The sequence below is a fragment of the Bradyrhizobium sp. IC3123 genome (assembly GCF_020193625.1).
Taxonomy (GTDB): domain Bacteria; phylum Pseudomonadota; class Alphaproteobacteria; order Rhizobiales; family Xanthobacteraceae; genus Bradyrhizobium; species Bradyrhizobium yuanmingense.
On sequence record NZ_JADYVF010000022.1, the window covers coordinates 59839 to 80461 of the forward strand.

General features: G+C 65.5%; 19 protein-coding genes, 1 tRNA gene and 1 pseudogene. 14 read left to right on the forward strand and 7 right to left on the reverse strand.

Annotation, left to right across the window (positions count from 1 at the left end):
• Positions 1–72: 72 nt before the first annotated feature.
• Positions 73–987, forward strand: a complete 915-nt coding sequence (locus I6F20_RS35640) for a DMT family transporter (RefSeq protein ID WP_057026543.1) — start codon at positions 73–75, stop codon at positions 985–987.
• Positions 988–1167: 180 nt separating this feature from the next.
• On the opposite strand, the gene I6F20_RS35645 is transcribed toward I6F20_RS35640, so the two are convergent.
• The 3 genes from I6F20_RS35645 to rplU form a co-directional block, all read right to left on the reverse strand.
• A complete protein-coding gene (locus I6F20_RS35645; protein WP_225130783.1) occupies positions 1168–1761 on the reverse strand; it encodes a GNAT family N-acetyltransferase in 594 nt (197 codons plus the stop codon).
• Between the two features lie 162 nt (positions 1762–1923).
• Positions 1924–2193, reverse strand: coding sequence for a 50S ribosomal protein L27 (rpmA, locus tag I6F20_RS35650; RefSeq protein WP_025032812.1), 270 nt, complete (start codon positions 2191–2193; stop codon positions 1924–1926).
• A gap of 103 nt (positions 2194–2296) precedes the next feature.
• Complete coding sequence (gene rplU, locus I6F20_RS35655) at positions 2297–2683, reverse strand: 50S ribosomal protein L21 (protein ID WP_036008712.1); 387 nt, start codon at positions 2681–2683, stop codon at positions 2297–2299.
• 332 nt (positions 2684–3015) lie between these two features.
• Between rplU and I6F20_RS35660 the strand changes: the two genes are divergently transcribed.
• Entirely contained in the window at positions 3016–4143 is a 1128-nt protein-coding gene (locus I6F20_RS35660; protein ID WP_036008710.1) for an ROK family protein, read from the forward strand.
• 174 nt (positions 4144–4317) lie between these two features.
• Here the strand turns inward: I6F20_RS35660 and I6F20_RS35665 are convergent, their stop codons facing one another.
• On the reverse strand, positions 4318–5181 hold the full coding sequence (locus I6F20_RS35665) for an alpha/beta fold hydrolase (RefSeq protein WP_225130784.1): 864 nt from the start codon (positions 5179–5181) through the stop codon (positions 4318–4320).
• Between the two features lie 137 nt (positions 5182–5318).
• Between I6F20_RS35665 and I6F20_RS35670 the strand changes: the two genes are divergently transcribed.
• Positions 5319–5408, forward strand: a tRNA-Ser gene (locus I6F20_RS35670).
• Positions 5409–5442: 34 nt separating this feature from the next.
• On the opposite strand, the gene I6F20_RS35675 is transcribed toward I6F20_RS35670, so the two are convergent.
• Positions 5443–6354: a LysR family transcriptional regulator gene (locus I6F20_RS35675; RefSeq protein ID WP_225130786.1), complete on the reverse strand. Its 912-nt coding sequence runs from the start codon at positions 6352–6354 to the stop codon at positions 5443–5445.
• Between the two features lie 111 nt (positions 6355–6465).
• Between I6F20_RS35675 and I6F20_RS35680 the strand changes: the two genes are divergently transcribed.
• Both I6F20_RS35680 and I6F20_RS35685 read left to right on the forward strand, forming a co-directional pair.
• Positions 6466–8106 carry an FAD-dependent oxidoreductase gene (locus tag I6F20_RS35680; protein WP_225130788.1) on the forward strand — a complete coding sequence of 547 codons (1641 nt, stop codon included), beginning with the start codon at positions 6466–6468 and terminating at the stop codon, positions 8104–8106.
• 75 nt (positions 8107–8181) lie between these two features.
• The gene (locus I6F20_RS35685) at positions 8182–9162 is read left to right on the forward strand and encodes a Bug family tripartite tricarboxylate transporter substrate binding protein (RefSeq protein ID WP_225115123.1); all 981 of its coding nucleotides are present in this window, start codon (positions 8182–8184) and stop codon (positions 9160–9162) included.
• Between the two features lie 32 nt (positions 9163–9194).
• On the opposite strand, the gene I6F20_RS35690 is transcribed toward I6F20_RS35685, so the two are convergent.
• Positions 9195–10097, reverse strand: coding sequence for a LysR family transcriptional regulator (locus I6F20_RS35690; protein WP_225115122.1), 903 nt, complete (start codon positions 10095–10097; stop codon positions 9195–9197).
• A 92-nt stretch (positions 10098–10189) separates the two neighbouring features.
• On the opposite strand from I6F20_RS35690, the gene I6F20_RS35695 reads away from it, so the two are divergent.
• The 8 genes from I6F20_RS35695 to I6F20_RS35730 all read left to right on the forward strand — a co-directional run bounded on the left by I6F20_RS35695 (position 10190) and on the right by I6F20_RS35730 (position 18659).
• Entirely contained in the window at positions 10190–11251 is a 1062-nt protein-coding gene (locus I6F20_RS35695) for an aldo/keto reductase (RefSeq protein WP_225130789.1), read from the forward strand.
• A 76-nt stretch (positions 11252–11327) separates the two neighbouring features.
• Positions 11328–11843 (forward strand): nuclear transport factor 2 family protein, encoded by a 516-nt coding sequence (locus I6F20_RS35700; RefSeq protein ID WP_225130800.1) that lies wholly within the window; start codon positions 11328–11330, stop codon positions 11841–11843.
• 291 nt (positions 11844–12134) lie between these two features.
• Positions 12135–13406 (forward strand): DUF2157 domain-containing protein, encoded by a 1272-nt coding sequence (locus tag I6F20_RS35705; RefSeq protein WP_225130802.1) that lies wholly within the window; start codon positions 12135–12137, stop codon positions 13404–13406.
• A complete protein-coding gene (locus I6F20_RS35710; RefSeq protein WP_225130804.1) occupies positions 13403–14017 on the forward strand; it encodes a GDYXXLXY domain-containing protein in 615 nt (204 codons plus the stop codon). Before I6F20_RS35705 ends, I6F20_RS35710 begins: the two co-directional genes overlap by 4 nt.
• 186 nt (positions 14018–14203) lie before the next feature.
• A complete protein-coding gene (locus I6F20_RS35715) occupies positions 14204–15208 on the forward strand; it encodes a hypothetical protein (RefSeq protein WP_225130806.1) in 1005 nt (334 codons plus the stop codon).
• A 564-nt stretch (positions 15209–15772) separates the two neighbouring features.
• The gene (locus I6F20_RS35720; protein WP_225130807.1) at positions 15773–16912 is read left to right on the forward strand and encodes an FAD-dependent oxidoreductase; all 1140 of its coding nucleotides are present in this window, start codon (positions 15773–15775) and stop codon (positions 16910–16912) included.
• A gap of 429 nt (positions 16913–17341) precedes the next feature.
• Entirely contained in the window at positions 17342–18202 is an 861-nt protein-coding gene (locus I6F20_RS35725) for a DMT family transporter (protein ID WP_225130822.1), read from the forward strand.
• 172 nt (positions 18203–18374) lie between these two features.
• Positions 18375–18659, forward strand: a complete 285-nt coding sequence (locus I6F20_RS35730) for a hypothetical protein (protein ID WP_225130809.1) — start codon at positions 18375–18377, stop codon at positions 18657–18659.
• Between the two features lie 82 nt (positions 18660–18741).
• Here the strand turns inward: I6F20_RS35730 and I6F20_RS35735 are convergent.
• A pseudogene (locus I6F20_RS35735) lies at positions 18742–19668 on the reverse strand (LysR family transcriptional regulator); the annotation flags it as partial.
• Between the two features lie 96 nt (positions 19669–19764).
• Here I6F20_RS35735 and I6F20_RS35740 point away from each other — a divergent pair.
• Positions 19765–20619 (forward strand): NAD(P)H-dependent oxidoreductase, encoded by an 855-nt coding sequence (locus tag I6F20_RS35740; protein WP_225130813.1) that lies wholly within the window; start codon positions 19765–19767, stop codon positions 20617–20619.
• The last annotated feature ends 4 nt before the right edge of the window (positions 20620–20623 follow it).

Sequence of the window (20623 nt, forward strand, 5' to 3'; positions counted from 1 at the left end):
CACCAGCGGAAAATTGCTTCGCAATTTTGTCGCGGGCTCCTCGCAATGACGAGCCCCCGAACGCGTGTTGTCATGCCCCTGTTCAAGAATCTCTCCGCCTATGACGATCGCTCCGCGCGCCTGGCCGGCATCGGGCTCATGGTGCTGTCGATCTTCATGTTCTCGTTCGGCGACGCCATGGGCAAGTTCCTGGTCGGGACCTATTCGGTGGGGCAGCTGCTATTCCTGCGCGCCTGCGCGGCACTGCTCCTGCTGTCGCCGCTGATCTGGAAGCAGCGTCACCAGTTTCTGCATCTGGAGCGGCCGGGCCTGCAGCTGGTTCGCGTCGTGCTGTCGACGCTGGAAGTCGCGGCCTTCTTTCTCGCAACCGTCTATCTGCCGCTCGCCGACGTCATCACCTATTATCTCGCCGGCCCGATCTTCGTCACCGCGATGTCGGCGATCTTTCTGGGCGAGAAGGTCGGCTGGCGGCGCTGGACCGCGATCCTGATCGGCTTCTGCGGCGTCTTGGTCGCGCTGCGGCCGTCGGCGCAGACCGTCAGCCTGCCGGCGCTGATCGCGCTCGGCGGCAGCCTCTCCTTTGCAACCCTGATGCTGATCACGCGCAGCCTGCGCAAGACGCCCGACATCGTGATGGCGTCCTCGCAATTCGTCGGCACGTTTTCGCTGGGCGCGGTGCTGTCGGCGTTCAACTGGGTGCCGCCGACGCCCGGCAGCCTCGTGATCTTCGCGCTCGCCGGATGCGTTTCGGTAACTGCGCTGTTCTGCGTCAACCGTTCGCTCAAGCTCGCGCCGGCCAGCGTCGTGGTGCCCTATCAATATTCGATGATCGTCTGGGCGGTGATCTTCGGCTTCGTCGTGTTCGGCGACGTCCCGTCCATCGCAACACTCGTCGGCGCCGCAATCATCATCGGCGCCGGGTTCTACATCTATCTTCGGGAGCGGGATTTGGGACGTGAGAGCGACGAGGTCAATCCGCCGGCGTAGCCACGCTCACAACGTCATCCCGGGGCGCGCAAAGCGCGAGCCCGGGATCCATACCCACAGGGAGCAGTTGAACGACGACCGGGAGTGGGCGCTTTGCCCCGCACTGCGCTCCGGGATTATGGATCCCGGGCTCGCGCTACGCGCGCCCCGGGATGACAATTGCGAGTGCGGCGCCTTCGCCTACCGCACCCTCCTCGCACTGCTCCAGCTCTTCAGCGAGGCCCACACGCCGCGCGACAGGCGGAAGCAGTCGACGGGGGTCGAGGAGCCGAGCGCCAGGAAGCGGTGCAGCTGCACGCCGCTCCACTGGAAGCCGCACTTCTCCAGCACCTTGCGCGAGGCCGGATTGGTGACGCGCGCGCCGGCGTAGAGATGCTCGTCCTCGAACTCCTCGAAGAAGAAATCGATCGCGCCGCGCGCGGCCTCGGTGGCAAAGCCCCGGCCCCAATGCTCGACGCCGAGCCAGTAGCCGAGCTCGGCATTGCCGGGCTTGGAGCAATCGATGCCGACCATGCCGACCGGCCCGCTGTCGTGCTCGATCAGGAACACGGTCTCAGCTCCGAGCTCGGCGGTGGCGCGGATGAATTCGGCGGCGTCGTCCTGCGAATAGGGATGCGGCAGGCGGCGCGTGTTCTCGGCGACACGGCGGTCGTTGGCGAGCCGGGCGATGGTCCTGACGTCGGCCAGCGTCGGCCGCCGCAAGGTCAGCCGCTCGGTGGCGACGACGCTTGGTCTCGCCTCGGCCAAGGTCACGCTCGAGAAATCCTGCAACATGTCCGGCTCCGTGAAAGTCACTAAGTCAAAGTGCAAAGAACAAAGTGAGCAAAGAAAAGGGGAGGCCGGTTTCCCGCCTCCCCTTGGAGCCTTCGATCTCTTGCGATCTCTAGGACTCCGCCGGTTCAGTCGGGACCGGCGGACTCCGTTTTTGTCCACCGTCTATTCAGCAGCCTCGGCAAGCGGGAGCACCGATACGAAGGTGCGGCCGTTGGCTTTGGCTTGGAACGCAACGCGGCCCTCGATCTTGGCGAACAGAGTGTGGTCCGTACCCATGCCGACATTGAGGCCGGGGTGCCAGGTCGTGCCGCGCTGACGCGCAATGATGTTGCCGGGCGTGACGATCTCGCCGCCGAACGCCTTGATACCGAGGCGCTTGCCCTTGGAATCGCGACCGTTGCGCGATGAACCGCCTGCTTTTTTGTGAGCCATGGCTCGTCTCCGAAATCCTGCGTAGTTCTAGGTCAATTCCTTGACGGAATCATTTCAAAACGTCGCACGCATCAATTCGTGAATTGGCGTGATCGGTTTTGCGTTACTCGGCGGCTTCCGCTGCCGGCTCCTTCGTCACCTTTTCCTTCTTCGGACGCGGGCCCTTGGTGGGCTTGGCGCCGTCCGTCAGAATCTCGCTGATGCGCAGAACCGTGATCTCGTCGCGATAGCCGCGCTTGCGGCGCGAGTTCTTGCGGCGGCGCTTCTTGAACGCGATGACCTTCGGTCCGCGCTTGTGGTCGAGCACCTCGACCGCGACGGACGCGCCTGCGACCGTCGGGACGCCCAGCACCGGCGTGTCGCCGCCGACCACGAGCACTTCATTCAGCTGCACGATCGAGCCGACTTCGCCTTCGATCTTGCCTACTTCGAGAACATCATCCGGCACGACGCGGTATTGCTTGCCGCCGGTTTTGATGACTGCGAACATCGTTCTTTCTCCGTGTTCAATCCCGGCCTCGGGACGCGGAGCGTCCGGGTCGGCTTTTTGTCAGTCGCTATGGTTTATGCGAGTCTGCGTGGGCGGGAGTTATCCCTTTGAAAACCCAAGCAAAAACAAGCGGCGCGAGAAACGCCCCGCGCCGGCTGTGGGACTTATAGCGGCCAACAGCCGCAAGTCAAGGAAAACTGGGCGAAAACCGCCCGGATTTGAAGGCTTTGGCCGCGCTGAAAGCGCGCAGCCGAATCTCGGGTGGGCTTTGCAACAAACGGGTTCCCCCGCAGTTGTCCCGGCCGGAACAGGAAAGCGGGGCAAGGGCTCTCATGGCAACAGACGAATTGGTCAAAACAACGGGCATTGCCCAGCATGGCGCCGAACGGCTGCCATCGGTCGATGTCGACAGCTTCAACATCGAGATCAAGGACGAGGACGGCTTTCTCGGCGACCGCGCCAGCAAGGGCGCGTTCCGGGAGGTGCTCGAGCGCTGGCGCAAGCCGCTGCGCAAGACGGGGGAGGACCCGTTCGGGAAGGTGCCGACCGAGGAGATCAACAAGAAGACGCTGGACGCCATCCTGATCGGCGACGACACCGAGGCCTCGGCCGTGGTGCACAGCGCGATCGAGGATTTCTCCCAGGAGCTCGCTTATGTCACGCGCCGATTCCTCAAGACCAAGGCCTGGGCCAAGACCGAGCGCATCGTCGTCGGCGGCGGCTTTCGCGATTCAAGGCTCGGCGAGCTCGTGATCGCCCGCGCCGAGATCATCCTGAAATCCGAGGGCTTCAAGATCGACCTGCAGCCGATCCGCCATCATCCTGACGAGGCCGGCCTGATCGGCGCGCTGCACCTGGCGCCGTCCTGGATCTTCGAGGCTCATGACAGCATTCTCGCCGTCGACATCGGCGGCACCAACATCCGCTGCGGCGTGGTGGAAACCGGCTGGAAGAAAGCCAAGGATCTGTCCAAGGCCAAGGTGGTGCATGCGGAGCTGTGGCGTCACGCCGACGACGAGCCGACGCGCGAAGGCGCGGTGAAGCGGCTGACCAAGATGCTGAAAGGGCTGATCACGGAGGCCGAGGCCGAAGGCTACAAGCTCGCGCCGTTCATCGGCATCGCCTGTCCCGGTGTGATCAACCCGGACGGCTCGATCGAGAAGGGCGCGCAGAATCTGCCGGGCAATTGGGAGAGCAGCAAGTTCAACCTGCCGGCGAGCCTGATCGAGGGCATCCCCGCTATTGGCGAGCACGACACCGCGATCCTGATGCACAATGACGGCGTGGTGCAGGGGCTCTCGGAAGTACCGTTCATGCAGGACGTTGACCGCTGGGGCGTGCTCACCATCGGCACCGGACTTGGCAATGCGCGCTTCACCAATCGCCGCAAGGAAGGCAACGGCAAGGACCGGGATTCCACGGAGAACGGGAAGAAAAAAGGTAAAGCGGACAAGGAGTAACCTTGACCGGTTAGGTTAAGGACCGGATTGCGTTGCGGACCGCCCGTCGCACGCTAGGGTCGAATCGTCGCTTCCACTCGGCCGGCGAAGCCGCCCTTCACGGCCAGTATTTCAATAAGCGGCACGGGACCGCCAGTGTTTACCGCGTCTGGCGGTCCCACCCCGTTTTTCTCCTCAGCTCCAGCCGATACGCGCAAAGAACGCGGCGATCTCGCTTGTCGCGCGATCCGGATTTTCCCGATGCGGGAAGTAGCCGACGCCGGGAAACATCTCGAGGTCGAGATCGCTGAAGGTCTCGGACAGCCGGTCGGTCCAGCCAAAGGGAAACAGCGGATCGTGCTCGGCCCAGCGCACGCAGGTCGGCACCGCGATCGGCGGAAGTGGCGGCGCTTCGCCCTTCATCATCGCCACGCGCCCGGCATGCGAGGCGCGGTAATGCGCAAAGCCGCCGGCGAGGTTGCCGGCTTTCAGGAAATTGTCCGTGAAGGCGTCCAGCACGTCGTCGAAGGCATTTGTCCGGTGCGCCCAGCCTTTGAGGAAATGGCTGATGTAGAGCCGGCAGCTCTCCCGGCTCGCACCGATGAGCTGTGGCGCCATCTCCATCTGGTGAAAGGACTGGTACCAGATGTGGTTGAGCCTTTCGGGCGCGGCCATGCGCGGCCCGATCCCGGGATAGACGAAATCGAAGAAGAAGAGGCCCGCCATCCGCTCGGGCGCCTGCCGGGCCAGCGGCTGCATGACAGCGCCGCCGACATCGTGGCCGACGACGCCGAATCGGTCGATGCCGAGCCGGTCCATCAGCGCCAGCATATCGGCGGCATGGCCGTCCGGTCCGTAAGGTCCACCTGGCTTGTCGCTGTCGCCGAAGCCGCGGAGGTCAGGCGCGACAAGCGTGAACCGGTCCGAAAGCCTCGATATCACCGGCTCCCAGGTCAGCCAGAATTCGGGCCAACCATGCAGCAAAAGCAGCGGTTTTCCCTGTCCGGCGCGGACCAGGTGGAAATCGGCGCCATTGGCCGAGATCGTGAGATGCTCCATGGCAGTTCCTTCCAGAGGCGGCCGCGCGGGGGCAAAAGAGGCAGCGGATTTTGCTCTTTCGCGCCTTGTCTGGCCCGCCATCCTCGCCTATTAACGCCCCCAACCACAGGGGCCCAGCTCCTAATATGGCGCCTTCAGGAGAGGTGGCAGAGTGGTTGAATGCACCGCACTCGAAATGCGGCATAGGTGCAAGCCTATCGGGGGTTCGAATCCCTCCCTCTCCGCCAGCTCAGCGACCCCCCTCTCAATAGCTCCGCAAAATCAGCCTGATGCCGGTGCCGTTCGCCCCGCCAGCACCATCCGCGCCGTCGCCACAAACGCCTGCGCCGCGGGCGACAGCGTCCGGCCTTGGCGCTGCAGCAGCGACACGGGGCGGGTGAGGGCGGGGCGCACCAGCGGTCTTGCGATCAGTGTCGGGAACTGGTCGGCCGGCAGCATCGTCGCGGGAAGGATGGCGAGGCCGAGGCCCTGCGCCGTCATGGCGAGCGCGGTGTTGATCAGGGTCACTTCATAGGTCGGATCGAGGCGCTTGCCCTGCGCGCTCAGGGCCTGATCGATCTGCATGCGGATGCGTGTCTCGCTGCGCATCGCAATCGTCGGCAGTTGCACCAGCTCGTCCCAGGTTAGGGACCGACGCGCGGCGAAGTCCGCGGTGCGACGGCCGATCGCGCTCAGGCGGCCGCTCGTCAGCGTCTCGATCGTCATGTCCGCGAATTCGCCCTCCACGCTGCCGATCGCGAACTCGGCGTCGGTCGTGCTCAGCCGTAGCACGAGATCGTCGGCGGCGACATCGCGCATGTCGATCTCGATGTCGGGATGACCAGTGCGGAATTTCGCCAGCACCATGGGCAGCAGCGCCGATGCCGTGCCGGCGGAGGCGAGAAACACGACCCGGCCTGCGCGGGCCTGCGCGAGGTCACGCATGCGGCGCGACAGGCCTTGCGCATCGCTCAGCATGCGCTCGGCGGCGGCGAACGCCTCGTCGGCGGCCAGCGTCGGCTGCACCGAGCGCGTGGAGCGGTCGAACAGCTTGACGCCGAGCTGGGCCTCGAGCTGCTGGATCAACAGGCTCGCCGCCGATTGCGTGATGCCGAGCTCGCGGGCGGCCCGCGTGATGCTGCGCGTCCGATACACGCCGGTGAAGATCCGCAGCTGGCGCAATGTGACATTCATAGAGAAATCTCATGAATTGATGAGTTCTTTCCGACTTATCGCATAAACGGACCTGCAATAAAATGCATGCTGTGCGGACGGAAAGAATCCGCGGCAAGGATTGGAGCGAGCATGAGAGCGCAGGTGCTGGTGGTGGGCGCCGGGCCGGTCGGATTGACCGCGGCGATGGATCTCGCTTCGCGCGGGATCGACGTCGTCGTCGCGGAAATCCGCCACGCCGGCGATCCGCCCAGCGTCAAGTGCAATCACGTGTCGGCGCGCTCGATGGAGATTTTTCGACGGCTCGGCGTCGCCGGCCGCTTGCGCGATGCGGGGCTCCCTGCGGACTTTCCCAACGATTGCTCCTATCGGACCACGGCGACCGGGATCGAGCTTTGCCGCATCGACATTCCCTCCCGTGCGCGCCGCTATAGCGCGACCGGTGGCCCCGACACCTGGTGGCCGACGCCCGAGCCGCCGCACCGGATCAACCAGGTCTATCTCGAGCCGATCCTGTTCAGCCATGCCGCGGCGCAATCACGCATCAAGATCCTGGCGCGCACGGAAATCACCGACATCGAGCAGCACGACGACCATGTCGTCGCGCTGGCGCGCGATCTCGACAGCGGACATTCGCTCCGCATCGAAGCCAGCTTCGTGATCGGCTGCGACGGCAGCCGATCCCTGGTTCGGAAATCAATCGGTGCCAGCCTGTCCGGCACGCCGGTGATCCAGCGCGTGCAGTCGACCTTCATCGAAGCGCCGCAACTTAAAGAGCTGATGGGGGCGCACAAGCCGGCCTGGATGGTGCTCTCGCTCAATCCGCGCCGCTCCGGCACTGTTGTTGCCATTGACGGTCACGACCGCTGGCTGATCCACAATCATCTGAAGCCGGACGAGCCCGAGTTCGACTCGGTCGATCGCGACTGGGCCATCCGTGCCATCCTCGGCGTCGACGAGCGCTTCGAATACCGCGTGCTCAGCAAGGAGGATTGGGTCGGACGGCGCCTCGTGGCCGACCGCTTCCGCGACCGCAGGGTCTTCATCTGCGGCGACGCCGCGCATCTGTGGATGCCCTATGCCGGCTACGGCATGAATGCGGGCATCGCGGATGCCGTCGATCTCTGCTGGCAATTGGCGGCGCATCTGAACGGCTGGGCGCCGGCTGCGATCCTCGATGCCTATGAGGCGGAGCGCCAGCCCATCACCGAGCAGGTGTCGCGCTTTGCGATGGACCATGCGATGAAGATGATGGCGCAGCGCGGCGGCGTGTCCGCCGAGATCGAGGACGACACGCCGCGCGGCCAGGCGGCGCGCGCGGCGCTGGCGAAAGCGGCCTACGATCTCAACGTGCAGCAATATTGCTGCGCCGGCCTCAACTTTGGCTACTATTACGACGCCTCGCCGATCATCGCCTATGACGGCGAGACGCCGCCGCCTTACGCGATGGGCAGCTTCACGCCATCCACCGTGCCGGGCGCCCGCGCGCCGCATTTGTTCTTGCGCGACGGACGCTCGCTCTACGACGCCTTCGGCCCCGGCTACACATTGCTGCGGTTCGATCCGGCAATCGATGTGACGCGGCTGCAGGACGCCGCAAAGGCGCGCGGCGTGCCGCTCGCGCTGGTCGACGTCGCGCCGGAGGAGGCGAACGGCGCCTATGCCGAGAAGCTCGTGCTGGCGCGGCCCGACCAGCACATCGCCTGGCGCGGGCAGTCGGCGCCGGAGAACGCGCAGGGCCTGCTGGCCCGTATCACTGGCGCTGCGGCGTAGGACGACATCGAGCGGACGGCCTGGCGACGTAGCTCGCCAAGCCGAGTTTCAAAAACAGAATACATGGAGGAGACCGTGTTTCACGTTGCAAGACGCCGCATCCTGGCCGCGCTGACGGCCGCCGCTTTCGCACTGTTGCCGGTGGCGGCGGCCCGAGCCGCCTATCCCGAGCAATTGATCAAGATCATCGTGACCTTCCCGCCCGGCGGCAGCGCCGACACGGTCATCCGCGCGCTCGAGCCGCTGGTCACCGCCGAGCTCAAGCAGGGCCTGGTGATCGAGAACCGCGCCGGCGCCGGCGGCAACATCGGCATGGCCGCGGTCGCGCAGGCCAAGCCCGACGGTTATACGCTCGGCGTGGCGCCGGCGGGTGCGTTGACCGTGAATCCGCACCTCAATGCCTCGATGCCGTTCGCGCTGAAGGATCTCGCGCCCATCACCCTGCTCGCGGAAATTCCCTTTGTGCTGGTCGCGTCCGCGAATATCCCGGCGCGTACACCTGCGGAGACCATCGCGCTCGCCAAGGCGAAGCCGGGTGGGCTCTCGATCGGGCATGGCGGCAACTCGACGGCGATGCACTTGACCGCCGCGCTGTTCACGCAGAGAAGCGGGATCGCGATGGAGCTGGTGCCGTATCGCGGGACGGCGCCGGCGGCGGTCGATGTTCTCGCAGGCCATGTCCCGTTCGCGGTGCTGGATATTCCGGCATCGCGACAATTGATCCTCGAAGGCAAGCTCAACGCGATCGGCGTGTCCTCCGCGCGCCGCCTTGCGTCCCTGCCCGATGTGCCGACGCTGGCCGAGAGCGGCCTTGCCGGTTTCGAATCCGTCGGCTGGTTCGGGCTCGTTGCTCCTGCCGGCACGCCTGCGGATGTCATCGCCCGACTGAACGAGGCCTTCGCCAAGGCGCTGAAGGACCCTGCCGTGGCGGAGAAGATCCGCACCCTCGGCGCGGAGCCTGCGCCGACCTCGCCCGAGCAGTTCGGCCGCTTCATTCAGGACGAAAGCGCGAAATGGGGCAAGCTGATCAGCGAGGCCGGCATCAAGGCAAACTAGAGCGGACCGATTCGATCTAAAGCCATTCCGCTTTAGCGTTTTCCGCTTCCCCGATAACGCACGTGATCGACCAGCGCGCGCAGCTTCGGCGGAAGATTCCGCCGATCCGGAAAGTAGAGGAAGAAGCCGGGGAAGAACGGGCAGAATTCCTCCAGCAGGGGCACCAATTCTCCGCGCTCGATATACGGCTTGAACGTCTCTTCCATGCCGAATGTCAGGCCGCCGCCCGCGCAGGCGGTCCGCACCATGACCCACATGTCGTTCGTCGTGATCCTCGGCTCCACCGCGACGTCGAACTCGCGCCCCCCTTCCGCAAATTCCCAGCGGTAGGGCGCAACGTGCGGCGCCGGCCGCCACCCTATGCAGCAATGCTGTGAGAGCTCGCGCGGGTGCGAGGGCGCGCCGAACCGCTCCAGATAGGCGGGAGCTGCCACGACCAGCTGGCGCTGATCGCCCGAAACAGGCACGGCGATCATGTCCTGCTCGATCACCTCGCCGAGCCGGACGCCGGCATCAAAGCCCTCGGCCACGATGTCGAATTCCGCATCGGTCACCGTGACGTCGACCTGCACGCCGGGATTGGCGTGCGTGAACTCGGCCAGCAACGGACCGCGAATGAATCGCTCGGCGATGGACGAGACGGCGAGACGCAGCTGCCCCGTCGGCTGCGCGTCACGGTCGCGGGCGCCGTTGATCGCCCGTTCGACTTCGGCGACCGCCGGGGCCACGCGCTCGTGCAAGCGCAGGCCAGCCTCGGTGAGACTGACGCTGCGCGTCGTTCGCTGGACGAGCGCCACGCCCAGCTGGTCTTCCATGCGTCGGATCGCCTGGCTCACGGCGGATCGGGTCACCCCTAACCGCTCGGCGGCGCCACGGAAGCTCTTGGCGTCCGCGACCGCGATGAAGACGGCGACAAGGTTAAGGTCGGTGGTCATTGGTTAGTTAGGCTTACCACCCCAGTCATCATTGGCCAACTTCTCCCACCTCTCGCCGTGGACTATCTCGGAGCCACACGAAGGAGGCTCTGATGACGTCGCTCGATCAATACCGCCTGCTTGGCCGCTCCGGCCTGCGCGTATCGCCGCTCGCACTGGGCACGATGACCTTCGGGACCGAGTGGGGATGGGGCGCCGATGCCGGCGAGGCTCGGCGGATCTTCGATCTCTACGTCGACCGCGGCGGCAATTTCATCGACACCGCGGTGAACTACACCAACGGCGCGTCCGAGCGCATGGTCGGCGAGTTTGCCCGCGGCAAGCGCGATCGCCTCGTGCTCGCAACCAAATTCACCATGGCGCGCGATCCCGGCAACCCCAATTCGGGCGGCAACCACCGGCTCAACATGGTTCGTTCCGTGGAGCAGAGCCTGCGGCAGCTCGAGACCGATCGCATCGACCTGCTCTACCTGCACGCCTGGGATGCGACGACGCAGCCCGATGAGGTGATGCGCGGCCTCGACGACCTCGTGCGCAGCGGAAAGGTTTTGTATGTCGGCATCTGCAACACGCCGGCCTGGCGCATTGCGCAGCTGCAGACGATCGCAGATCTGCGCGGCTGGTCGCCCTTCGTTGCCCTGCAGATCGAATATAATCTGGTCGAGCGCACCGTCGAGCACGAGCTCATTCCGCTCGCCGCTAGCCTTGGGCTCGGCGTGCTGCCCTGGTCGCCGCTCGGCGGCGGCGTGCTCACCGGCAAGTACACCCGCGCCGATCTCAGGGATTCCCAGGACCGCGCCGTCGGAACGACACGCGCCTCGATCATCGCGTCATCCGGCCTTCTCAACGAGCGCTCGCTGGACGCGGCCGAGACGGTGCGATCCGTCGCCTGGGAGCTCGGCGCGACGTCCTCGCAGGTGGCGATTGCCTGGACGCTGTCCAATCCCGCGGTCACCGCGCCGGTGATCGGGGCCCGCACGCTGGAGCAGGCGGAAGACAATTTTGGCGCGGTCGGGATCTCGCTGTCGCCCGAGCAGATGGCGCGCCTCGACCAGGCGACCGCGCCCGATCCCATCTTTCCCGGCCGCTTCCTGCGCCGCCCGATGGTGGAGCAGCTCATCTTCGGCGGCGCCAGCGTCGCGCGGCGCGGGTAGGTCGAGCAACAACGCGACCGACCTGCGTGCATCACTTCGGGGCAGACGACATCTTGCACCAGAAAGGGAGACACCAATGGCAACCATGCTCAATCGCGCGCTTGCGTCCTGCGTCTACGCGGTCATCGTCACGGCATCCACCCTGACGACGGCAGCACCCTGCGGACAGGCCAAGTCCGTGCAGGACGACAACAAGCGGATCGTCACCGATGCGTTCGATCGATGGGCGGCGGGAGGCACCACCTTCTTCAATGACCTGCTGCACGACAACGTGGTCTGGCGCATCAGGGGATCCGGCCCGAGCGCCGGCGAGTTCAGAGGGCGCGATGTCTTCATTGATCGCGCGGTCCGCCCGTTCGCCAGCCGGTTGTCGACCCCGGTTCGCCCCACAGCCGTGAGGGTCTTCGCTGATGGTGACCACGTCATCGCGCATTGGGAAGGCAGCGGCGTGGCGCGTGACGGCAAGCCTTATGCGAACTCTTACGCGTGGATCCTGCTCATGCAGGACGGCAAGGCGGCGGAGGTCACAGCCTATCTCGACCTCGCACCCTATGACGACGTCCTGCGGCGCATTCCTTTGCCGGCGCAATAGGCCGCACATAAGAGTGATATCGCTTGTGGCCATCCTTCGAGACGCCCGCCGTTGGCGGGCCCTCAGGATGAGGACCGCGTGCGTGGCACTGGTTTCAGCGGGCTCCGATGCCGCTGAGCCTCAGCCTGAGGAGGCGCGTAAGCGCCGTCTCGAAGGACGAGGCGCGCGCTCAGCTCGCGCCAAGAGCCATATGCGAAAGCCCCACCGCGAGCAGGAGCTTGAACCCATCGCCCGCACGATCCGACCTAGCAAGGTCCCGCCATCCGGCGGGCGCCAGGTGATCCCAGGACGATGTTCGACAAATCCTACCGGCAGCGCCTCGAAGCCGATCTTGCGCGATGGGAGGCCGACGGCGTGATCGCGCCGCAGGCCGCCGCCGCCATCCGCATCGCGCTGCCGCCGCTTCCCCCCGGCATCAACATCGCTGCGGTCGTCGCCATCGTCGGCGGCCTGCTGATTGCCGCCGCGTTCCTCGCCTTCGTCGCCGCGCACTGGACCGAAATCGCGCGCCTGGCGCGGTTTGGGATCCTGATCGCGGGCATGACTGTTGCCGGCGGTCTCGGCGCCTGGTTCGACGCGCGGGAGCGCACAATTCTCGCCGATCTCTGTGCCAGCGTCGGTGCGATCATCTTCGGCGCAGGCATCGCGCTGGTCGGGCAGATGTATCATCTCGGCGAGGATTTTGCCGGCGGCATGCTGCTGTGGTCGATCGGCGCATTTGCCGCGGCCCTGCTGACCGGCTCGCGCGGTGCGCTCGCGGTCGGTCTCGTCGCCGCCTCGATCTGGACCTGCATGCGGATCACCGACGCGTCCGACGTGCTGCATCTTCCTTACGTCTTGGTCTGGCTCATCGCCGCCGCACTCGCCTTCGCCTGGAATTCGCGCGTCGCGGCTCATCTCGTCGCGCTGGCGCTGCTGCCATGGTGGATCGCGACCTCGCTCCGCTTCGAATTCGAGGGCACCCAGCCGTCCTTCGTGCTCGCGAGCGGTGCGGCGCTGCTGTTCGGCGCCGGGCTCGCGATCGCCGCCGCGCCGTCGCCGCGCGCGCTCCGGCTCGGCACTGTCCTGTCGATCTACGGCGCATTTTCATTGGCCGCCGCCGCGTTCCTGGAGGTGACGACGGTCGACGATCTCGTCCGCTTCCGCGAAGGGTCCATCGCGGGCCAGCCGCTCTGGGCGATCGCGTGCGGAAATGCCGGCGTGATCCTCGCGCTGGCCTCGGCTGCCATCACCAGGCGCGCGGGAGAACTGCTTGCAGCAGCTGCGATCGCCCTAGTCCTGCTCGCGGCGCCGGTCTGGCCGGCATCCATGGCCGGCGAATCCTGGCTCGCCTATGCCGCGCTGCTTGCGGCCATGCTGTGTCTCGTCGTCTCCGGCATGCTCGATGACGTGCGTCCCCGCATCGTCGCGGGCTGGCTCGGGATGGCCGGGGTCATCGCCGGCATCACCTGGGCGGTGAAGGGATCGCTGCTGCGCCGCTCGGCCTTCCTGGCAGTGGCGGGCGTCGCGGCCGTCGCCTTTGCCACCGCGCTGGGCCGCATGCTGCCGAGGGCCGCGCGATGAACGAGATGATCGCACCCCTGGCCGCGTTCTGGCAGCGCATCCCGAAAGCCGTGCTGTTCGGCATCGCCATCCTGCTGCAATGCGCACTGCTGGTCCTGATGGTGGCCGACCGCATGCAGATCCTGCGTAACGGCGTCGAAGTGACCCTGCAGACCCAGCCCGTCGATCCCCGCGATCTCCTGCGCGGCGACTATGTCGTGCTCAATTACGACATCTCGCAACTGCCGGCCGGCGCGCTCGCCGGCAAGGTAGCCGACGCGCGCCATCCCATCGTGTTTGTCAAGCTCGCGCCCGCTGCGGGCGGCGTCTATCAGGCGGTCTCGGTGCATGCCGAGCCGGTCAAGGTCACCGCGCCCGAAGTGCTGATCCGCGGCCGCGTCGGCAATTACGGCGGCTCCTGCGGCGACGACCGGCGAAGGTTCTGCGACAAGCTGCCGATCAAATATGGCCTGGAAAGCTATTTCGTGCCCGAAGGCGAGGGCAAGAAGCTCGAGGATGCCCGCAACCAGCAAAAGCTGCGCATCGTCGCCGCTGTGCTGCCCTCAGGCCGCGCCGCGATCAAGCGGCTGCTGCTTGAGGGTGAGGCGGTGTATGAGGAGCCGCTGTATTAGGGCAGGGTGACTTTTAGGACTGATCGATTTCCGCGGCGATCGCTCACCTCTCACGCTTGCGAGCGACTCGCGTAGTGGCCTTCAGCGTCCCTGTGTCTTGCCGCGCCTCTTCGGCGCAATTTTAGCGCTAGTGATGAAAAGTCGGTGCAGCCTGCCGTCCTTCATCGTCGGTTGCCGCGATACATCGTGACCGTCGAGACGACCCGTCACAGGACATTTCAATTTCTTGATGCCAGCATCAGGCCCGACAATATGCTTGTTTGCGTCAGTCTCGACACGGCGGAGCACTTGGCTGTTTTGTCGTCGCGGCTGAATGTGGCCTGGGCTATCGCCACGGGCGGGTGGCTCGGGGTGGGTAACGATCCTCGATACTCAAAGTCGAGGACCTTTGATCCATTCCCATTTCCGCTCGCGGTTGATCCGGCACTTTCATCGGCCAATCCGCTGTTTGCCCAACAGGAGCGGCTAAGGGGTCTTGGCGAGCGGCTAGATAGCTTTCGCAAGCAGCGACTAGCTGAGCATTCTTTCTTGACGATGACGGATCTCTACAACGCGCTGGAACGATTGCGTGAACTGGAAAACGGCTGCGCCGTGCCTCCGCTCACTGATGCAGAGCGTGACATGCACCAGGCTGGCCTAATTTCGGTTCTGAAAGAAATTCATGACGATATCGACCGAGCGGTGCTGACCTCCTACGGCTGGGAAGACCTAATCCCGCTGCTGGTCGGTCGGCCCGGTGCAACGCTGCCCTCGCTTCACAAATCGCCAGAGCAAGAGAGGGCAGAGGAAGAACTTCTGACCCGGCTTGTAGCGCTCAATCAAGAGCGAGCGTCTGAAGAGAAACGTGGGTTGGTTCGGTGGTTAAGACCGGAGTATCAGATAGCAAAGCTGGGCGTGAAGGCATCCAAACAGGAGAGCGAACCCGTCGGAATGCTGGACATCGAACTGCCAGACGCGGCCGAGCGACCGAAATGGCCGCCGGACGGTCTGGAACAGCTCAGGTTCGTGCGAGACTTTCTCTTTAAGGCTCCAGCGCCCATTCTGCCAGATGCTATAGCCAGCGGATTGGAGGGAAAGAATACGGCCAAGCGTCGGCAGCGCATCGCGGAGGTCTTGGAAACGCTGGTTGCTACGGGTCTAGCACGGGCTGGCGAGTACGAGGGACAGCGAAGATACTTCTTGCCAAGATAGATCGAAATCAAGACAGGTGCGGGGGCGTGTTGAGGACGGACACTAGGCTCCCTCCTTCGTTAGGTTCTCGCTTCGCCACAGCGGTTGAAGGTTGCTAAAATGGCACAGCGCGACTAGTTCGCTTAGCGTTCGTGCCGACGATAGTTACGGTGACAGTGCACTAAACTCGTGTCCAGTGGCGACGCCGGGTCAAACAAAAGCCGTACCCGCGCCGACCGCGCAATTCCGTTGCGTTCGAGAGGTGGGCGAAGGCCCGCCAATCAGACCTCCTGCAACAATGAAACTATGCTCTTGTTTTGCCCGGTCGGGTCAAAGGCCGTGCGACGTCATTCGTAGTAAGCTGAGACCAAGATCAATCCTAATCTCCAGCGTCCCCAAACGGATTCATCACGCTCGCCCCAGTCCCGCAACACCGCGATCATTGCGCGTCACCAGCGTCAGATTGTGCATCAACGCGGTTGCCGCGAGCAGGCCGTCGTGCCGTAGTCGCCCTCTCGTAGACCTTGTCAACCCGCGAAATCATCACGATGATCAGCGCGTCGTAGCATCGCTCGCGAGGTCTACATGCGGAAATGCGAAGTCGCCGTGCTGGGTCTGGGGCTCATGGGCGGAGCAGCGCTGGGCGCATTGCTGGATGCCGGCGTCGATGCGCTCGGCTTCGACCCTGTCGCAGCAGGTTCGGATCGGGGCTCGTCACATGGTTCATGTCGCATTTTCCGTCGCTTCAATTTCGAAAACCCCAACTACACCAGCCTGAGCGACGAGGCTCATGCCGGCTGGATCCGGCTGCAGAGCGAAAGCGGTCAAACAATTCTGACGGAAACCCCTGTTCTGGAGGCCGGCCGCCCCGGCTCTGCCATGGTGGCGTCCTCGCGCGCGGCCGCGATCGCGAAAGGGCGCGCGGATCCGATGTTGACCGCGGCTCAAGCGAACAAGGAATTTCCGGCTTTCAGCCTGCCCGGCGACTGGGACGTCGTCGTGCAGGACGGTGGCGCGATCCTGCGGACCGAGGTCGTCATGAAACTGATGCGCGCACGCGCTGGCGCGCGCGTGATTCCGGAACACGCGAGCTTCACGCCGCACCACGACGGCGTGTCGATCCGCACGGCCACGCAAGAGTTCTTCGCCGAGCGCGCGATTCTGGCGCTGGGCCCATGGCTCGGTCGCGCACTCCCGCGGCTAGGCGCGCTGCTCAACGTGACCCGACAGGCGGTCGGCTGGTTTGCACCTAGCAGCCCCGATACCGTGGCGCTCGGTCGTTTCCCGATCTTCATTCTGGACCGAGGTCCCAACGACACGGTCTACGGCTTTCCGGACTTCGAAAAGCGCGGCGTCAAAGCTGCGCCTCACAACCACGGGCCCGTGGTCGGCCCCGACGACTGGGGTCCGCACGCCAGCGATGCCGAACTCCGCCCGGTCGGCGAAGCGTTGGCCGCCCTCGTCCCGGGTGCGGCCGGGCCCATCATCGATCGCGACGTCTGCCTCTACACCAACACCGCCCCCGCCGACCGCCGGCTAGACGCGGGCGAGGAATTCATCATTGATCGCTGGCCGGAGTCCCGCCTGATCGTCTGCTCCGCGTGTTCAGGCCATGGTGCGAAGTTCGCGCCCGCCATCGGTCAAAGGCTTGCTCGCCTTGCCACCGATCCGTCCTACGAGGCAGAATCCTTCTTTCAGCTTTCCCGCTATTCTCAATTCGCCTGAGCGGATGCTGGATGTTGCGGTGACAGTGCACGAAACGCACACCGTCCGGCGGCAGACGCCTTCACGAGACCCGGGCGAAAGCCCTGCCTGTCCGACCTCCTGCGATGATGCCACTATGCTCCTGTTTTGCCCGACGAAGCAAATGACAGGAGACGTCATTCGGAATGCGCGGGACCGCTCGCCGCCAATTTCGTCGGCTCGTAAAAGCGCGCCGGACAAGCGCGTCGAATCACGATTCCCCGACTTTTTGGCTCCCGAAACCCCGCCCGACCCGCACCTCATGCAGCCCCCCACCTAACCCATTGATCTTGCAACCCCCGTCTACTGTGCATGGGGTTGTTTTCGCACCTTTGTTGTTCCATGGCTGAACGCCAAGCGTTCAACCGCCACGGCACCACGTCAGCCGCCCCCTACCCAAGCGAGACCAACATGCACTCTTCCGCCAGCGGCTGGGGCAACGGGCTTCTCGGCGTCATCATCTTCAGCGGCTCGCTGCCGGCGACGCGGGTGGCGGTCGGCGGCTTCTCGGCGCTGTTCCTGACGTCGGCGCGCGCGGTCATCGCGGCGCTGATCGGGGCGGCGGTGCTCGCCGTGCTCCGGCAGGCGCGGCCGCAGCGCCGTGATCTCGCCTCGCTCACCATCGTCGCCATCGGCGTCGTGGTCGGCTTTCCCCTGCTGACGGCGCTCGCGCTCCAGCACATCACGTCCGCGCGCTCCATCGTCTTCATCGGCCTGTTGCCGCTGTCGACCGCGATCTTCGGCGTGCTGCGCGGCGGCGAGCGGCCGCGGCCGCCGTTCTGGCTGTTCGCGGGTCTCGGCAGCGCCACGGTGGCCGGCTTTGCCCTCACCGCTGACGGCGCGGCCTCGCTTCAAGGCGATCTCCTGATGGTCGCCGCGATCGTGCTGTGCGGCCTCGGCTATGCCGAGGGCGCTGCGCTGTCGCGCCGCCTCGGCGGCTGGCAGGTGATCTCCTGGGCGCTGCTGCTCGCGCTGCCCTTGATGCTGGTGCTCGCGGTGCTGACGTGGCCGCCGAGCTGGAGCGGCATCAAGGTGCCCGCCTGGATCGGGCTCGCCTACGTCTCCGTCTTCAGCATGTTCGTCGGCTTCATCTTCTGGTACCGCGGGCTCGCCATCGGCGGCATTGCCCGCGTCGGCCAGCTCCAGCAGCTGCAGCCGTTCTTTGGCCTGGCGCTCGCCGGCCTTCTGCTCGGCGAGCCGGTCGCAGGCAGCATGATCGCCGCGACGGCAATCGTGGTCGCCTGCGTCTTCTTCGCGCGGCGCTATGCGTGATGCCTCTCGCCTCACACCCGCCACATCACCGTCCGCGTCAATGCGCTTCCTGCGGGGTCGGGGCGATCGACATCTGGCGCCATTGTCATGCGGCCGCCAAACCTTGATCTAGATCAACGCCCGTCCCGGCGCAGTGTCTGCCTTTGCTGCATGAGAAGCGAAGGAGGACGTCATGCGACAGGGAACCAAATTGTGGTTGGCGGGCGCCGTTGTTGCCTGCGCAGCATTGACCTCGGTGCAGTGGTCGGCAGAGGACGGGCTTTCATTCTCGATCCAGAGCGCGGAAGCCCGCGTCGGCCGGCCGGCGACGCCGGCGAGTGTTGCGGGCGTCGCACGTCGAACGACGCGTCGTGCCGTGGTCGGTGGCGCCGCCGTCGGTGCAGCAGCCGCAGGAGCCGCCGTCGTCGCGCCAGCCTGCGTCCGCGTGCTGGTCAACGGCGTCTGGGTCTGCCGCTAGGCCTCACTGCTGCCCCATCACCGTTCGCGTCAGCGCGGCCTTCGCGAACTTCTTCAGCGGCATCGGCTTGCCGAACAGAAAGCCCTGATTGGGGCCTTTCGATCCCGGGTAGTCGCGCGATCTCTCCGGCGAGGAAATCGACCAGGAGGCGCACGCGCGCAATGCCGGACCGCTCCGGCACGATCAGCATGTTCAGCGGAACGGGCGGCGGTGAATAGTCCGGCAGCACGCGTTCGAGCCTACCGTCCGCGAGCAGGTCGCTGACCAGCCACAAATGCGCCGGCGCAATGCCGCGGCCGGCCGCGAGCGCCTCACGCGCGGCAAGCCCGTGATCCAGGCGCAGCCGCCCGGTGAAGGGTATCGCATGGCGCCCACCGCGGCGCCCCTGCAGCACGAGCACATCGCTGCCGGCGATGTTGGACATCCGAACGCCCTCGTGCTTGGCGAGGTCCTGCGGGCGCGCAGGCCGGCCACGCGCGGCAAGATAATCGGGTGCGGCCACGAGAAGCCGCCGCGACTGGCCGAGCGACTTCAGCTTCATCGTGCTTTCGGCGAGCGGCCCCAAACGCAGCGCGACGTCGACGCCCTCTCTGACGAGGTCGATCCGCTCGTCGGTCAGGCTGAGGTCGACCGACACCTCCGGATAAGCGTCCTGGAAGGCGAAGATCAAGCGGCTGACGTGGAGCACGCCGAACGCCGCGGTGCAGGAGACCCGCACCGTTCCGGCCGGCGCGCCGCGCGTCGAGCGCGCTTCATCACCGGCCTGCTCGACCAGACGCAGGATGTGCACGCAGTCGGCGTAGTAATGGCGGCCCTCTTCCGTCACGGTGACCCTGCGCGTGGTCCTGGTGAGCAGCGGCACCCCGACCGCCTGCTCCAGCTCCCGAATGTGCCGCGTCACCGTGGACTGGCCGACCCCGAGCTCGCGCGCGACCGCGGACAGGCTTCCGCGCTCGGCAACGCGCACGAAGCTGCGCATGCGCTCGAGCGTAACCTCCGGCCTATCCATTTTCCGGCACAATCTTATCCATCGGCTACGTCTACCGGATCGCGGGCCACCGCGCTATCTGCCGAGCCACAATCCTCAATCCAACGGTGCCCGAACATGAAAGTGTTGATCGTCTATGCCCATCCTGAACAGCGCTCGCTCAACGGCTCGCTCCGGGATGTCGCCGTCAGAGAGCTCGAGGCGCAGGGGCACGAGGTGCGGGTCTCCGACCTCTATGCCGAAGGCTGGAAGTCCGAGGTCGACCGCGGCGACTTTCCGTCGCTGCCGGTCGATGCGCGTCTCGCGGTCGCCGCGGCATCCAAGCAGGCGTTCGAGGCGGGCACGCTGACTGCCGACGTCAAGGGCGAGATCGAGAAGCTGCTGTGGGCGGATGCTCTGATTCTGCAGTTTCCGCTGTGGTGGTTCAGCATGCCTGCGATTCTCAAGGGCTGGGTCGACCGCGTGTTCGCCTACGGCTTCGGCTATGGTGTCGGCGAGCACAGCGACAAGCGCTGGGGCGACCGTTACGGCGAAGGGACCTTGGCGGGCAAACGCGCGATGCTGATCGTGACTGCCGGCGGCTGGCAGGACCATTATTCCGCTCGCGGGGTCAACGGGCCGATCGACGACCTGCTGTTTCCGATCAATCACGGCATTCTCTATTATCCCGGCTATGACGTCCTGCCGCCGTTCGTGGCCTATCAGGCCGACAGGTTCGATGAAGCCGCTTTCGGCGCGACGGCCGAACGCCTGCGCGAGCGGATGAGAACGCTTGCGACGACTTTGCCGATTCCCTATCGGCGCCAGAATGGCGGCGATTACGTCATTCCGAGCATGCAGCTCCGCGCCGGGCTCGAGTCTCCCGGAGCGCGCGGCTTCGCGCTCCACCTCGATCCCGCTGACGAAGGCGGCGCGCCGGGCGAGCTAGGCACGATGCGGTCAACGGCAGATCTCCGCGAGGAAACGGCGTAGCGAA